Consider the following 15,139-nt stretch of genomic DNA (forward strand, 5'->3'; position numbering starts at 1 on the left):
TCGGAGGATAGTGGCACAAACAGTGTGCGAGTGTGAACTTTGTGAACTTTGGACGTCAGCCGCAGCGAAATCCGGTCACGACGCCCTTCTCATCGAGGTCGATGTTGAGCCGGCCGGGCTGGAAATCCATCGTCACCGCCATGCCCGGCCGGATCACGCGGACGTTGGTCAGCCCCGACTGCTTCTTCGCCTCGGCCTCGACCGCTGCTGAGAACGGCCTGCCGACCAGCGCCGCCAGAATGCTGGTATCGCACGAATCGGCCAGAGCCGGCGCGCTTTCGCTCGGTTTCGTCGTCGCGCACGCGCCCAGCGCCAATGCTGCGATCAGGATGGTCGGCTTCATTCCACTACCTCCGCTCGGGTCATCTTCAGCTTTCCTCCCAGCACGGTGAACCCCAGCTGACCCTCGACCAGCGCCAGCGCATCGCAGCCGAATTGTTCGAACCGCCAGCCGTTCAGGATCGACAGTCCCTCGCGCTGCCCGGCGGCCAGCGCTTCCAGATCGTCCGACCGCGCCAGCAGCCGCGACGCGACCTTGATCTCGTTCGCGCGGATCTTCAGCAGCAGTTTCAGCAGGTCGGCGACCAGCGCCCCTTCCTTGCCTAGCGCCGGCTTGCGCTCGTCGCGGCCAGGCATCTGGTCGGCGGGCAACGGCTTGGCATTCGCCAGCGCGTCCATCATCCGCCCGCCGATATCGTTATGCGCCCACGCCGCCGACAGCCCGCGTACTTTCGCCAGATCGCTCTGCTTGCGCGGCGGGTTGCCGGCCAGGTCGGCGATTGTCTCATCCTTGACGATGCGGCCGCGCGGCAGGTTCTTGCCCTGCGCCTCCAGCTCGCGCCACTTGCCCAGCGCCTTCAGCCGGCCCAGCACCTCGGGCTTGCGGCTGTTCACCCGGATGCGCTGCCACACCTGCTCGGGGTCGTTGAAATAGTTGGAGGGGTCGGCGATCCGCTCCATCTCTTCATCCAGCCACAGCCCGCGTCCGGTCTTGCGCAACTTGCCGAGCATCTTGGGGAAAATCACCGAGAGATGCGTCACGTCGGCGATCGCATAGTCGATCTGCCGGTCGTCCAGCGGGCGGCGCGACCAGTCGGTAAAGCGCGCGCCCTTGTCGACCGTGATCCCCAGATAGGCATCGACCAGGTTCGAATAGCCGACCTGCTCCCCCTGGCCCAGCGCCATCGCCGCCACCTGCGTGTCGAACATTGGGAAGGGGGTCTTGCCGGTCAGGTTATAGACGATCTCGATATCCTGCCCGCCGGCATGGAAGACCTTCAATACCTCGTCGTTGTCGGTCAGCAGCTCGAGCAGCGGGGTCAGGTCGATGCCCGGCGCCATCGGGTCGATCGCGGCGGCTTCCTCGGTATTGGCGATCTGGATCAGGCAGAGTTCCGGCCAATAGCTGTTCTCGCGCATGAATTCGGTGTCGACGGCAACGAAGTCGGACTGGGCGAGGCGGGTACAGAGGGCGGCGAGGGTCGCGCTGTCCTCGATCAACGGATGGATGTGCATCGGCTCCGCATAGCAAGGGTTCCGCGCCTTGACAAAAGGGGGTGAGGGGGGGAAGCGGCGCGCATCCGAATTATCCCAGACTGGGAAGTTTCCCGGCCATAAGGTTCCGAATGATGCACGCCTATCGCACCCATAACTGCGGCCAGCTGACCGACGCGAACGACGGCGATACCGTCCGCCTGTCGGGTTGGGTGCATCGCAAGCGCGACCATGGCGGCGTGCTCTTCATCGACCTGCGCGACCATTACGGCATTACCCAGATCGTTGCCGACAGCGATTCGCCAGCGCTCGCGCTGCTCGAATCGGCCCGCACCGAATCGGTGCTGACGATCGACGGCAATGTGAAGCTGCGCAGCGAGGCGACGAAGAACCCGAACCTCGCCACCGGCGCGATCGAAATCTACGCGCGCTCGGCGACGCTCCAGTCGGCCGCACAGGAGCTGCCGATGCCGGTCGCGGGCGAAGCCGAGTACCCGGAAGACATTCGCCTTCGCTATCGCTTCCTCGACCTGCGTCGCGAGCGGCTGCACGCGAACATCCTGCTGCGCTCGAACGTCATCGCGTCGCTGCGCCGCCGGATGATCGATCAGGGCTTCACCGAATTCCAGACGCCGATCCTGACCGCGAGCAGCCCCGAAGGCGCGCGCGACTATCTGGTCCCCAGCCGCGTCCATCCGGGCAAGTTCTACGCGCTGCCGCAGGCACCGCAGATGTTCAAGCAGCTGCTGATGGTCGCCGGCTTCGACCGCTATTTCCAGATCGCACCCTGCTTCCGCGACGAGGACGCCCGCGCCGACCGGTCGCCGGGCGAGTTCTACCAGCTCGATTTCGAAATGAGCTTCGTCACGCAGGAGGACGTGTTCGCCGCGATCGAACCCGTTCTGCACGGCGTGTTCGAGGAATATGCGAACTGGCAGGGCAAGGGCCGCACCGTCAGCCCTCTTCCCTTCCAGCGCATCCCGTACCGCGAATCGATGCTGAAATATGGCAACGACAAGCCCGACCTGCGCAACCCGCTCATCATCACCGACGTATCGCAGCACTTCGTAGGGTCAGGCTTCGGCCGCTTCGCTTCGATCGTCGAGGCAGGCGATGTCGTGCGCGCGGTGCCGGCGCCCAAGACCGCCGACAAGAGCCGCAAATTCTTTGACGACATGAATGCCTGGGCACAGTCCGAAGGGTTCGCCGGCTTGGGCTACGCCACGCGCAGGGGTGGCGAATGGGGTGGCCCGATCGCCAAGAACCATGGCGAGGAGGGCATGGCGAAGATCGCCGAGGCGCTCGGCCTTGGTCCCGATGATGGCGTTTTCTTTTCTGCGGGCAAGGAAGCACAGGCGGCCAAGCTCGCCGGCCTTGCCCGCACCCGCGTTGCCGACACGCTGGGCCTGATCGACGACAAGCGGTTCGAGTTCTGCTGGATCGTCGACTTCCCGATGTTCGAATATGACGAGGACGCGAAGAAGGTCGATTTCAGCCACAACCCCTTCTCTATGCCGCAGGGCGAGATGGAAGCACTGGAGACGATGAACCCGCTCGATATCCTCGCCTATCAGTACGATATCGTGTGTAACGGCGTGGAGCTGTCGTCGGGCGCGATCCGGAACCACCGCCCGGAAATCATGTACAAGGCGTTCGAGATCGCCGGCTACACGCAGGAAGACGTCGACACGAACTTTGCGGGCATGATCAATGCGTTCAAGTTCGGCGCCCCGCCGCACGGTGGTTCGGCACCGGGCGTCGACCGCATCGTCATGCTGCTGGCCGACGAACCGAATATCCGGGAGGTCATCACCTTCCCGATGACGCAGAAGGCCGAGGATCTGATGATGGGTGCGCCGAACTACGCGACGCCCAAGCAGCTGCGTGAGCTGAATATCCGGGTAACCGCCGACGGCCCGAAGGAGGGCTAAAGACGTTTCGCGGGGCGGGGGATGACCCCGCCCCGCGATCCGATTCAGGCGTTTTCGAACGTTTCGCCTTCGAGCACGCGCAGGCGCCCGTCGTCGATCGCGAACACCGCGCCGTGTAGCTTGAGCGTGCCGGCCTCGACCCTTTCCTTCACGAACGGGAAGGTCATCAGGTTGTTGAGCGAGACCTTCACGCCTTCCTGTTCCAGCGCCTTCTGGCCCTCGGGCCCGGTGCCATGCTCGGCCACGACCTTTTCGCGTGCGTCGTCGAGCAGGTCGATCCAGTGGGCGACGAAGCCGCCTTCGCCCGGCTTGGTATTGGCGAGCGATTGCGTCAGGCACGCATTCACGCCGCCGCACGCGCCGTGACCCAGCACCAGGACTTCCTCGACTTCCAGCTTCGTGACGGCGAACTCCAGCGCCGCCGACACGCCGTGCCGGCCGCCGTCATCCTCGAACGGCGGGACCAGATTGGCGACGTTGCGGACCACGAAAATCTCGCCCGGACGCGCACCGAAGATAGTCGCCGGATCGACGCGGCTGTCGGAACAGGCGATCACCATTACCTTGGGACTCTGCCCGGTGGCGAGTTCGCTCCAGCGTTCGCGTTCCTGCTGCCATTCGGTGCCGCGGAAACGGTAATACCCTTCCTTGAGGTCGCTGAAGTGCATCAAAGAATCTCCATCAAAAGTTGTGCTCTTCCCTCGCGCGCTATGACGCATGGGCGCCGGGAATGTTGCAGGCGGTTGTTCGTTTGCCCGCGCATCGCTATCTGACGCCCATGAACGAAATGACGCCGCTCCCCCGCCCGCAGCGCGAACGCAAGCCCGACTGGATTCGCGTAAAGGCCCCGACTGGAAAAGTCGTTGCCGAAACCCGCGCGCTGATGCGGTCGAAAAGCCTGACGACGGTGTGCGAGGAAGCGGCCTGCCCCAATATCGGCGAATGCTGGTCGAAGAAGCACGCGACCGTCATGATCCTGGGCGACACCTGCACCCGCGCCTGCGCCTTCTGCAACGTGAAGACGGGCATGCCGCGTGCGGTCGACCCGATGGAGCCGCAGCATGTCGCCGAAGCGGCGGCGGCGATGGGGCTGAACCATATCGTCATCACCTCGGTCGATCGCGACGACCTGCCCGATGGCGGCGCGAAGCAGTTCGTGAAGGTGATCGAGGCGATCCGCGCCGCGAACCCGACCACGACGATCGAAATCCTGACGCCCGATTTCCGCAACAAGCATGAAGCGGCAGTCGAGATGATCGTGGCGGCACGCCCGGACGTCTATAACCACAACCTGGAAACCGTGCCCCGCCTGTACCCGACGATCCGTCCGGGTGCCCGCTATTACGCGTCGCTGCGCCTGTTGGAGAGCGTCAAGAAGCTCGATCCGTCGATCTTTACCAAGTCGGGCGTCATGCTGGGGCTGGGCGAGGAGCGGATGGAGGTCCATCAGGTGATGGACGACATGCGCTCGGCCGATATCGATTTCCTGACGATGGGCCAGTATCTGCAACCGACGCCGAAACACGCGAAGGTCATCGACTTCGTGACGCCCAAGGCGTTCGACAGCTATGCCGCGATCGCCCGTGCGAAGGGCTTCCTGCTGGTCGCATCGTCGCCGCTTACCCGGTCGAGCTATCACGCGGGCGACGATTTCGAACGGATGCGGGCCAACCGCGACGCCAAGCTGGGCGTCGTCCGCGCGTAATGCCGAAGCATAGCGAAACCCGGCATCTGCCCTATACGCCGGAGCAGATGTTCGACCTGGTGGCGGACGTCGGTCGCTACAGCGAGTTCCTGCCGTGGGTCAGCGCGATCCGGGTGCGGTCGGACAGCGCGACGGAGATGGTCGCCGACATGATCGTCGGCTTCAAGGGCTTGCGCGAGAGCTTTACGTCGAAAGTGCAGAAGGAGCGCCCCGGCCATCTGCGCGTCGATTATCTCGATGGGCCGCTCAAATATCTGAACAATGACTGGCGGTTCAAGCCGGACGGGCAGGGCGGCACGCTGGTCGAATTCTGCGTCGACTTCCAGTTCAAGAACCGCGTGTTCGAGATGCTGGCAGGTCAGGTCTTCGACCGGGCGCTCCGCAAGATGATCGGCGCTTTCGAGGATCGCGCCGCCCAGCTTTACGGCGATTCGTCGACGGGTTCCTCCGGGGCGACATCGGGCGGCAGCAACAGTTCGAGCGCGCACAACGCCGCCTGAAGCCGGATCGTCCCGCGGCCCAGATCACCGAACTGGCGCAGGTCGGCGACGACCTTTGCCGGATCGCCACCCTTTTCGGCGCGTGCAAATACCACGGTGCCGACCGGCTTCTTCTCGCTGCCGCCGCCCGGCCCCGCGACGCCGGTGATCGCCACCGCCACATCGGCCTGCGTCACTTCCAGCGCGCCTTGCGCCATGCTCCACGCCGTCGCGATCGATACCGCGCCGAACGTCTCGATCACGTCGGAGCTGACCTTGACCAGCCCGATCTTGGCCTCGTTCGAATAGGTCACGAACCCGGCCTCGAGCACGTCCGAACAGCCGGGAATTTCGGTGATCGCGGCAGCGACCAGGCCACCGGTGCAGCTTTCGGCCAGCGCGACGCGGCGTCCGGCGGCGCGATTTTCCTCGACCACGCGGCGGGCGGCTTCGACCAGTTCGGGGGGGAGTATGCTATCCATCACATCAATTCCGGGCGGCCTGCCGACACAAGGGCAGTCGCATCTGGGGGTTGGGGCGGTCGGCGTCGACCTGGGCAAACAGCACGATCAGGCCGGCGACATTACGGGGCGGCAGCGCCTGTACCAGATTGGCGGCGCGTTCGATCCTGGGGCAGTCGGCGGCGTCGATATTGCCGACCACCATCGGTGCGACCAGCGACGCCACGATCGGCGCGGCGAACGCCGAATCGAGCAGCTGGATCGCCTGTGGCGCGGTCAGGCGCGACAGCGCCGCCTTGGCCTGTGGCCAGGCTGCGTCGGTTTCGGCTTCATACCGGGACAGGAACGGTCCGCCGCTCCGGCGCAGAAGCGCGGTCGGCGGCAGGGCATTGGCACAGCGGGCGCCGGCCTGCCGGATCAGTTCCGGCGCGACGAACAGCACCAGCGCCTCGGCCTCTGCCGTGGTGACGCAGGCTTGCGTGGCCTGTACCGGCGCATTGCCACAGGCAGCCAGCGCCAGCAGCGCGGCAAGCCGCTTCATGCCGGCACCCGCACGGTGCAGATCGCCTGCGCAGCGATCCCTTCCTGTCGGCCGGTAAAGCCCAGCCGCTCGCTGGTCGTCGCCTTGATGCTCACCTGCCGCTCGGCAATCTCGAGCAAGGCCCCCACCCGCGCGCGCATCGCCGCGCGGTGCGGGCCGATCTTCGGCGCTTCGCAGATCAGCGTCAGGTCGACGAAATCGATGATGCCGCCCTCGGCCCGGACCAGCGAGGCGGCGTGCCGGAGAAACTGCCCCGACTCCGCGCCACGCCATTGCGGATCGCTCGGCGGGAAGTGCGTTCCGATATCGCCCGCACCGATCGTGCCGAGCAGCGCGTCGGTAATCGCATGGAGCGCGACATCCGCATCGCTATGCCCCGACAGGCCGCGATCGTGCGGGATCAGCACCCCGCCCAGCCACAATTCCTCGCCCGCTTCCAACCGGTGGACGTCATAGCCGGTGGCGCTGCGCGACACGAGCGTCGGCAGCATTCGGGCTTCGGTGGCGGCGAAATCGGCCGGAAAGGTGATCTTCTCGAGCATGCTGTCCCCTTCGACCATCACCACGTCCAGTCCGATAGCCCGCAGCATCTGGGCGTCGTCGGTTGCCTCGGCGGTCGCATCCCACGAGGCATGGGCGTCACGAATGGCACCGGCTGCAAAGGCCTGCGGCGTCTGTACACGGAACAACCGGTCGCGCGGCACTACGTCACCCAGCGCCGCGCCGCCCATCGCCAACGTATCGGCAACCGGCAGGACCGGCACCGCGCCGGGCGCATTGTCCAGCGCCGCCAGCAACCGCTCGATCACGGCCCCCGGCAGGAACGGCCGCGCCGCGTCATGGATCAGCACCCGGCCGGCGTCGCCGATCGCCGCCAGCCCGGCGGCGACACTCTCGCGCCGCGTCGCCCCGCCGATGACGAACTCGACCTCGCCGACCGTCGCGCGCAACAGCGCTTCCTGACCTGCACCGATCACGACCAGTACGCGGTCAATGCCGGGATGCCCCGCCAGCGCCGCATGGGCATGGGCGATCATCGCCCGTCCGGCGATGGGTGCGAATTGCTTGGGCAGGCTGCTGCCCGATCGGACGCCGGTTCCGGCGGCGACGATCAGGGCGATGGTTGGACCGGTCTGCATGGCGCCCGCCTAGCGCAAGCCGTGCCGGCCCGCCAGCCTTGCCCTTGGGTGGCGGATGCGGTAAGGCATTGCCCAATTTTCAGGCACAATCCATGACCCTAGCTCCCATCCGCATCGGCGATGTCGTGATCGATACGCCGGTGATCCTCGCGCCGATGACCGGTGTCACAGACCTGCCATTCCGCAAGATGGTGCGGCGGCACGGATCGGGGCTGAACGTCACCGAGATGATCGCCAGCCAGGCCGCGATCCGCGAGACGCGCCAGTCCATCCAGAAAGCGATGTGGGACCCGGCCGAGGAGCCGGTGTCGATGCAACTCGTCGGCTGTACCCCCATCGAGATGGGGGAAGCTGCCAAGCTTGCCGAGGACAAGGGCGCGGCGATCATCGACATCAACATGGGCTGCCCGGTACGCAAGGTAACGAACGGCGATGCCGGTTCGGCACTGATGCGCGACCTGCCGCTCGCTGCCGACCTGATCGCGGCGGTGGTGAAGGCAGTCGACGTGCCGGTTACCGTGAAGATGCGGATGGGCTGGGACCATAGCAGCCTCAACGCCCCGGAACTGGCGCATATCGCCCAGGATCTGGGCGCGCAGATGGTGACGGTCCATGGCCGTACGCGCAATCAGATGTATCGCGACCATGCCGACTGGGCCTTCGTCCGCCGGGTGAAGGATGCGGTGAAGGTGCCGGTGATCGTCAACGGCGACATCTGTTCGGTCGACGATGCGCGCACCGCGCTCGACCAGTCTGGCGCGGACGGGGTGATGATCGGGCGCGGCGCCTATGGCCGGCCGTGGTTGCTGGCGCAGGTCATGGCCGCGCTTTCGGGCGGCACGGCTCCGACCGATCCGTCGGTCGAGGAACAATATCACCTGATCGTCGAGCATTATCACATGATGCTCGACCATTATGGCGAGGAAACCGGCATCAACATGATGCGCAAGCATATCGGTTGGTACACGAAGGGGCTGCACGGCTCGGCCGAGTTCCGAAACAAGGTGAACCAGCAGCCCGATTCCCGTACGGTGCTGGGCATGCTCGCCGATTTCTATGCGCCGTGGTGCACGCGCACGGCGGCGTGAGCGCGGTCGAGGGGCTGCCCTCGTTCGCCGAACTGTTCGCCGGCCTGCCGGTGGCGGCGCTGGTGCTGGACGATGCGGGGTGCATCGCCCACGCCAATGGCGCGGCGGAATTGCTGCTCAACCAGTCCGACCGGGCGATGCGTGGGCTGTCGCTCGAACAGGTCGTCTCGGTCCCGCCGGGCTATGGCGATCCGCGCGACGGGCGGGCGTTCGCCAGCTATGACTGCGAATTGCAGCTGCGGCGCGGCGGGCGGTTGCGCGTCGATTTCCACGACAGTCCGGCGGCGCACGGATCGGCATGGCGCGTCGTCATGCTCTACGGTATCCGCGATGCCCATAGCGCGTCGCGCGCGGCCGGCGCCCGTGCCGCGATCGGTGCCGCCGCGATGCTGGGGCATGAGATCAAGAACCCGCTGTCGGGCATTCGCGGCGCGGCGCAGCTGTTGGCGAGCGAGGTCGACGACCGCAGCGTCCTGACCGACCTTATCATCGCCGAGGTCGACCGGATCGCCGCGCTGATCGACCGGATGCAGGATTTCACCGATGACCGGCCGCGTGCGCTGCAGGCGCAGAATATCTACCCCGTTCTTGCCCATGCGGTGCAGCTGGCGTCCGCCGGCTTTGCCCGCGGGATCGTGATCGAGGAACGCTTCGACCCCTCGCTGCCGCCGGTGCGGATCGATCGCGATGCGTTCGTCCAGGTCATGGTCAACCTCCTGAAGAACGCTGCCGAGGCGCTCGAACAGGTCGAGCAGCCCCGCATCATTCTCGGTACCGCCTTTCGCCACGGCATGTCGCACGGCGTCGGCAACGGCGAACGGCGCGCGGTGCCGATCGAGCTGACCGTGACCGACAATGGCCCCGGCGCACCGGCCGACATCGCCGGCCACCTGTTCGAACCGTTCGTGTCGGGCAAGCGCGAGGGGCGCGGCTTTGGCCTGCCGATGGTCGAGAAGCTGGTGGGGGAGATGAATGGCTTCGTCCGCTACAGCCGCGAAGGATATCCGCCGATGACCGTGTTCCGCCTCCACCTGCCGCGCGCATGACCGGTTCGTCGCGCATCCTGCTGGTCGACGACGACGCGGCGATCCGCACCGTCGTGGCACAAGCGCTGCGCCGCGAGGGGCATGTGGTGCAGAGCGTCGGCACGCTGGGACAGCTACATGCCGAACTGCGCGCGGGGTTGCCGGACGTGCTGGTGACCGACGTCGTGCTGCCCGACGGTGACGGACTGGAGATGGCGGCGAAGCTCAATGCCGAATTCCCCGACCTGCCGATCATCGTGCTGTCGGCGCGCAACACGCTGACCACCGCCGTCCGCGCGACCGAAGCCGGGGCGTTCGACTATCTGCCCAAGCCGTTCGACCTCGATACGCTGGCGCTGGCCGTGCGCGGGGCGCTCGCGCGGCGCACGCGCGGGGCGGAGGAACAACCGGTCGAGGCGATCGATTCGTCGTTGCCGCTGATCGGTCGGTCGCCGGCGATGCAAGACGTGTACCGCGTCATCGCACGGGTGGTGGCGACCGACCTGACCGTGCTGGTCACGGGCGAATCAGGCACGGGCAAGGAACTGGTCGCCCGCGCGATCCACGACCTCGGCCGCCGCCGCCGCGCGCCGTTCATCGCGCTCAACATGGCCGCGATCCCGCGCGAGCTGATCGAGGCGGAGCTGTTCGGCCATGAACGCGGTGCCTTCACCGGCGCGGCGCAACGATCGGCCGGCAAGTTCGAACAGGCAGCGGGCGGCACGCTGTTCCTCGACGAGATCGGCGACATGCCGATGGAGGCGCAGACCCGGCTGCTGCGCGTGCTGCAATCGGGCGAGTTTACGAGCGTCGGCGGCGCGCGCGTCATCCGCGCCGACGTCCGCATCGTCGCCGCGACCAACAAGACACTGGCCGCGCAGGTCCAGTCCGGCCAGTTCCGCGAGGATCTGTTCTACCGGCTGAACGTCGTGCCGATTGCCCTGCCGCCCTTGCGCGAGCGGCGACAGGACGTGGCGCTGCTCGCCCGCCACTTTCTCGACCAGGCGGCACGCGACGGCCTGCCGCGCAAGACGCTGACCGCCGATGCGCAGGCGTTGCTGGAAGCGCATGACTGGCCCGGCAACGTCCGCGAGCTGGAAAACCTGATGCGCCGTGTCGCCGTCCTCGGCCGCGATACCGCGATCGAGGCGAGCGAGCTGCGCGGAACGCTGGGGGAGGCCGGCCCGCGACCGGCGGCACAGCCGGACGCCGATCTTGACGACGCGGTGCGCACATGGCTGCGCCGCATCGCACGCGAAGAGCCGGCGACGCTGGAAAACGGCACGCTGTACGATAGGCTGATTTCCGATGTCGAACGCCCGCTGATCGAAGCGATGCTCGATCGCCACGCTAACAACCAGCTGCGTGCTGCAAAAGCGATGGGGCTGAACCGCAATACCCTGCGCAAGCGGCTCGACGAACTGGGGATTGACCCTGCCGTGCGGGCCTATCATGCGGAGAAGGAACGCTAATCCGTCCCGGTTGCGATAATGTTGCGATTTGACGTGCTTTAGCGTGCGAATGTTGTAAAACGGCAACTATGGTTGCAGCGTTAACGGAACCGAGGCGCGCCACATCGATCCCGGCGCGGTGGTTCCCGGCGATCGAGGTCGCCGTATTGGCGGCGGTAATCGCCGTCGGTGTCGGCAGCTATCTGCTGTTCGATGGATCGCAAAGCGCACGGGGTCGGCTGCCGAGCCCGTCGCTGATGGCGCTGGTGCTGATCGCCAACCTCATCCCGGCAATGGCGCTGTTGGTGCTGGTCGGGCGGCGGATCGCGATGCGGCGTGCCGCGCGGTCGCAGATCGGCGGCACGGGCACGCTCCACGTCCGCCTGGTCGCGCTGTTCTCGATCCTCGCCAGCGTGCCGATGCTGCTGGTCACGATCGTCGCGTCGTTCCTGTTCCAATATGGCGTCGAATTCTGGTCCTCGCAGCGTGCGCGCGGCATCTTCGAAAACGCGCAGGTGCTGGCGCAGTCCTCCTATAACGAATTTCTCGACGCGGTGGACGGGCAGAATGTCGCGGTCGCCTCCGACATTCGCCGGATGCTGCTCAACAATCGCTATTCGATCGACAGCGACGAATTCCGTCTGCTGTACCAGAACAGCATCGTGTTCCGGTCGCTGAGCGATTCGGTGGTATTCGAGATACCGTCGGACGGTCGTCCGCGTTCGCTGGCGTCGGCCTCCATTTACGAAGGCCCGCTGCGCTGGAGCATCGATCCCAAATCGATCGCGGCATTACGCTCAGGCAAAACCAGTTATGTCAGTGTGCGCAACCGGCAGGTCCAGTCGGTGACCCGTGTCATCGACACGCCCTATTACGTCTACTCGGCGCGCGACCTCGACCTTGCCGATTATGCCGAACGCCTCACGCGCACACGTGCGATCCTGTCGGACTATGACGCGCTGCTCGTCCGGTCGCGCAGCGTCCAGCTCCAGCTGAACATCGCACTGTTCATCGTCTCGCTCATCATCGTCGGGCTGGCGGTATTCGTGGCACTGGCCGTTGCCGACCGTCTCGTCCGCCCGGTGGGCGCGCTGGTCGGTGCGGCCCGCCGCGTTGCCAGCGGCGATCTGTCCGCGCGTGTGCCCGAACCCAATGGCACGCGGCAGAAGGATGAAATCGGCACGCTCGCCAGCGCGTTCAACAGCATGACCGAGCGCTTGCAGGAACAGACCAGCGAACTCGTCGCCGCCAACGCCCAGATCGATAGCCGCCGCGCGCTGATCGAGGCGGTGATGTCGGGGGTCAGCGCGGGCGTCGTGTCGGTCGGGCGGGACCGCACGATCCAGCTCGCCAACAGCTCGGCAACCGCGCTGCTCAAGGCTGGCAGCACCCCGCTGGTCGGTCGCCCGCTCGCCGATGTCGCTCCTGAACTGGGCGACCTGCTGGGCGGCGAAACGCAGGACGCGATTATCCAGCTGGCCGCAGGCGGCGAGGCGAAGACGCTGGCCGTCCGCATCACCCGCGACGATGGCCAGCACATCCTGACCTTCGACGATATCACCCAGCAGCTGCTCGACCAGCGCCGCGCCGCGTGGTCCGACGTTGCTCGCCGCATCGCGCACGAGATCAAGAACCCGCTGACCCCGATCCAGCTGGCCGCCGAACGGCTCCAGCGCCGCTATGGCACCAAGCTGGTCGAGGATGACGGCACCTTTGCGCGGCTGACCGAAACGATCGTCCGGCAGGTCGGCGACTTGCGCCGCATGGTCGATGAATTCTCGTCGTTCGCGCGGATGCCCAAGCCCGTGTTCCGGCACGAATCGCTCGCCGAACTCGCGCGACAGAGCCTGTTCCTGCACGAAGTCGCGCACCCGGATATCGACTTTGCGCTGGATTCCGCCGGTGCCGCACCGCTCGTCTGTGACCGCCGCCAGCTGGGCCAGGCGCTGACCAACATCGTCAAGAACGCCACCGAAGCGGTTGCCGCCCGTCCCGAAGGCGCCCCGCGCGGCCGGATCGAGATGGACGTCCGCTACGACGCGCAGGGCCGGATGCATATCGACACCAGCGACAACGGCATCGGCCTGCCGGTCGAGCGCGACCGCATCGCCGAACCCTATATGACGACGCGCAAGGGCGGCACCGGCCTTGGCCTCGCCATCGTTCGCAAGATCGTCGAGGAACATTTCGGAACCATATCGTTCGCCGACCGTCCCGGAGGAGGGACGATCGTATCGATCATCTTCGACCCCGCGATCCTGGCCGCACTGGCCGGGACCGGCACGGCCGAAGAGGACGATCTACAGGAGGTTACAACGCGCCACCCCATGCTTACCCGGACCGGAACGCCCGCATGAAGCTCGACATTCTCGTCGTCGACGATGAAACTGACATCCGCGAACTCGTGGCCGGTGTGCTGGAGGACGAAGGGTATGAAACGCGCGGTGCGGCCGACAGCGACGCCGCGCTGGAAGCGGTGGCGACGCGCCGGCCGTCGCTGGTGCTGCTCGACGTCTGGTTGCAGGGATCGCGGCTCGACGGGCTGGAGTTGCTCGATGAGCTGAAGGCACGCGATCCGTCGCTGCCGGTGCTCGTAATTTCTGGTCACGGCAATATCGACACCGCCGTCGCCGCGATCCGGCGGGGTGCGGTCGATTTCATCGAAAAGCCGTTCGAGGCGGAACGGCTGCTGTTCCTGGTCCAGCGCGCAACCGAAACCGAACGCCTTCGCCGCGAAGTCGCTTCGTTGCGGGCCTCGGCCGGTCGCGAGGATGACCTGACCGGCAGCTCGACCGCGATCAACAGCGTCCGCGCGACACTGAAGCGCGTGGCCGGCACCGGCAGCCGCGTCCTCATCACCGGTGGGGCCGGGGTCGGCAAGGAAGTCGCCGCCCGGCTGCTCCATGGCTGGAGCCAGCGTGCTCAGGCACCGTTCGTCATCGTCAGTGCCGCGCGGATGACGCCCGAACGAGTGGACGAAGAGCTGTTCGGCGTGGAGGAGGGCGGGAACCTCGTCCGTCCCGGCCTGCTCGAACAGGCGCACGGCGGCACGCTGTTCCTCGACGAGATCGCCGATATGCCGATCGCAACCCAGGCCCGCATCCTGCGAGTGTTGACCGATCAGAGCTTCACCCGCGTCGGTGGTACGCGGGTGGTGAAGGTCGACGTCCGCGTCGTCTCGGCAACCGCTCGCGACCTCCAGCAAGAGATTATCGACGGCAATTTCCGTGAGGACCTTTATTATCGGCTGAACGTCGTCCCGGTGCAGATTCCGTCGCTAGCCGAACGGCGCGAGGATATCCCGCCGCTAGTCGAACATTTCGTCGCGCATTATGCCAACGAACGCCGGGTCCAAACGCCCGAGGTCGCGCCCGATGCGATGATCGCGCTGCAAAGCTATGAATGGCCGGGCAATGTCCGCCAGCTGCGCAACGTCGTCGAGCGCACCGTCATCTTGGCACCAGGTAACCGCATCGCGCGGATCGACATCGACCTGTTGCCGCCCGAAGTGTTGGGATCGGCGGGCGATGGGGCAGGGGGCGCGACCGCCAGTGCGATCATGGGGTCGCCGCTGCGCGAGGCACGCGAATCGTTCGAACGCGAATATCTGCGCGTCCAAATTCGGCGCTTTTCGGGCAATATCTCGCGTACGGCGACGTTCATCGGCATGGAACGCTCCGCGCTGCACCGCAAACTCAAGCTGCTCGGCATCACCGAAACCCGCGGCGACGAATAGCGCGCGGGGACCATTGCGGCGGCGCGGGGTCGGGCCTAAATTGGCGGCTCCGCGCCACAGGGGCGCGGCAACCGGGTGACGGTTAAAGA

At 66.2% G+C, this 15,139-nt stretch carries 14 protein-coding genes; 8 read left to right on the plus strand and 6 right to left on the minus strand.

Going from position 1 to position 15,139, the window contains the following annotated elements:
• Positions 1-55: 55 nt before the first annotated feature.
• Both ASE67_RS03020 and rnd read right to left on the minus strand, forming a co-directional pair.
• Entirely contained in the window at positions 56-343 is a 288-nt protein-coding gene (locus ASE67_RS03020; protein ID WP_055756621.1) for an I78 family peptidase inhibitor, read from the minus strand.
• The gene (gene rnd, locus ASE67_RS03025) at positions 340-1,515 is read right to left on the minus strand and encodes a ribonuclease D (RefSeq protein WP_055756624.1); all 1,176 of its coding nucleotides are present in this window, start codon (positions 1,513-1,515) and stop codon (positions 340-342) included. The genes ASE67_RS03020 and rnd overlap by 4 nt, the downstream gene beginning before the upstream one ends.
• Positions 1,516-1,628: 113 nt before the next feature.
• Here rnd and aspS point away from each other — a divergent pair, with 113 nt between their 5' ends.
• Positions 1,629-3,425 (plus strand): aspartate--tRNA ligase, encoded by a 1,797-nt coding sequence (aspS, locus tag ASE67_RS03030; protein ID WP_055756941.1) that lies wholly within the window; start codon positions 1,629-1,631, stop codon positions 3,423-3,425.
• A 44-nt stretch (positions 3,426-3,469) separates the two neighbouring features.
• Here the strand turns inward: aspS and ASE67_RS03035 are convergent, their stop codons facing one another.
• Entirely contained in the window at positions 3,470-4,096 is a 627-nt protein-coding gene (locus ASE67_RS03035; protein ID WP_156348492.1) for a carbonic anhydrase, read from the minus strand.
• A 107-nt stretch (positions 4,097-4,203) separates the two neighbouring features.
• On the opposite strand from ASE67_RS03035, the gene lipA reads away from it, so the two are divergent.
• A complete protein-coding gene (gene lipA, locus ASE67_RS03040) occupies positions 4,204-5,130 on the plus strand; it encodes a lipoyl synthase (protein ID WP_055756943.1) in 927 nt (308 codons plus the stop codon).
• Positions 5,130-5,630 (plus strand): type II toxin-antitoxin system RatA family toxin, encoded by a 501-nt coding sequence (locus ASE67_RS03045; RefSeq protein ID WP_055756628.1) that lies wholly within the window; start codon positions 5,130-5,132, stop codon positions 5,628-5,630. Before lipA ends, ASE67_RS03045 begins: the two co-directional genes overlap by 1 nt.
• Here ASE67_RS03045 and ASE67_RS03050 read toward each other — a convergent pair.
• Genes ASE67_RS03050 through ASE67_RS03060 form a run of 3 tightly spaced genes read right to left on the minus strand, consistent with a single transcriptional unit; the run spans position 5,552 to position 7,750 of the window.
• The gene (locus tag ASE67_RS03050; protein WP_055756945.1) at positions 5,552-6,091 is read right to left on the minus strand and encodes a CinA family protein; all 540 of its coding nucleotides are present in this window, start codon (positions 6,089-6,091) and stop codon (positions 5,552-5,554) included. The two genes, ASE67_RS03045 and ASE67_RS03050, sit on opposite strands and share 79 nt — an antisense overlap.
• 4 nt (positions 6,092-6,095) lie before the next feature.
• Complete coding sequence (locus ASE67_RS03055; protein WP_055756630.1) at positions 6,096-6,611, minus strand: hypothetical protein; 516 nt, start codon at positions 6,609-6,611, stop codon at positions 6,096-6,098.
• A complete protein-coding gene (locus tag ASE67_RS03060) occupies positions 6,608-7,750 on the minus strand; it encodes a bifunctional 2-C-methyl-D-erythritol 4-phosphate cytidylyltransferase/2-C-methyl-D-erythritol 2,4-cyclodiphosphate synthase (protein WP_055756632.1) in 1,143 nt (380 codons plus the stop codon). Before ASE67_RS03060 ends, ASE67_RS03055 begins: the two co-directional genes overlap by 4 nt.
• Before the next feature lie 92 nt (positions 7,751-7,842).
• Here ASE67_RS03060 and dusB point away from each other — a divergent pair, with 92 nt between their 5' ends.
• The 5 genes from dusB (at position 7,843) to ntrX (ending at position 15,050) form a co-directional block, all read left to right on the plus strand.
• Positions 7,843-8,838, plus strand: coding sequence for a tRNA dihydrouridine synthase DusB (gene dusB, locus ASE67_RS03065; RefSeq protein WP_055756634.1), 996 nt, complete (start codon positions 7,843-7,845; stop codon positions 8,836-8,838).
• Complete coding sequence (locus ASE67_RS03070; protein ID WP_055756636.1) at positions 8,814-9,884, plus strand: two-component system sensor histidine kinase NtrB; 1,071 nt, start codon at positions 8,814-8,816, stop codon at positions 9,882-9,884. Before dusB ends, ASE67_RS03070 begins: the two co-directional genes overlap by 25 nt.
• On the plus strand, positions 9,881-11,335 hold the full coding sequence (gene ntrC, locus ASE67_RS03075; RefSeq protein WP_055756637.1) for a nitrogen regulation protein NR(I): 1,455 nt from the start codon (positions 9,881-9,883) through the stop codon (positions 11,333-11,335). Before ASE67_RS03070 ends, ntrC begins: the two co-directional genes overlap by 4 nt.
• 68 nt (positions 11,336-11,403) lie before the next feature.
• Positions 11,404-13,671 carry a sensor histidine kinase NtrY-like gene (locus ASE67_RS03080; protein ID WP_055756640.1) on the plus strand — a complete coding sequence of 756 codons (2,268 nt, stop codon included), beginning with the start codon at positions 11,404-11,406 and terminating at the stop codon, positions 13,669-13,671.
• Positions 13,668-15,050: a nitrogen assimilation response regulator NtrX gene (ntrX, locus tag ASE67_RS03085; RefSeq protein WP_055756642.1), complete on the plus strand. Its 1,383-nt coding sequence runs from the start codon at positions 13,668-13,670 to the stop codon at positions 15,048-15,050. The genes ASE67_RS03080 and ntrX overlap by 4 nt, the downstream gene beginning before the upstream one ends.
• The last annotated feature ends 89 nt before the right edge of the window (positions 15,051-15,139 follow it).

It is taken from the genome of Sphingomonas sp. Leaf23 (genome assembly GCF_001421585.1).
GTDB lineage: Bacteria > Pseudomonadota > Alphaproteobacteria > Sphingomonadales > Sphingomonadaceae > Sphingomonas.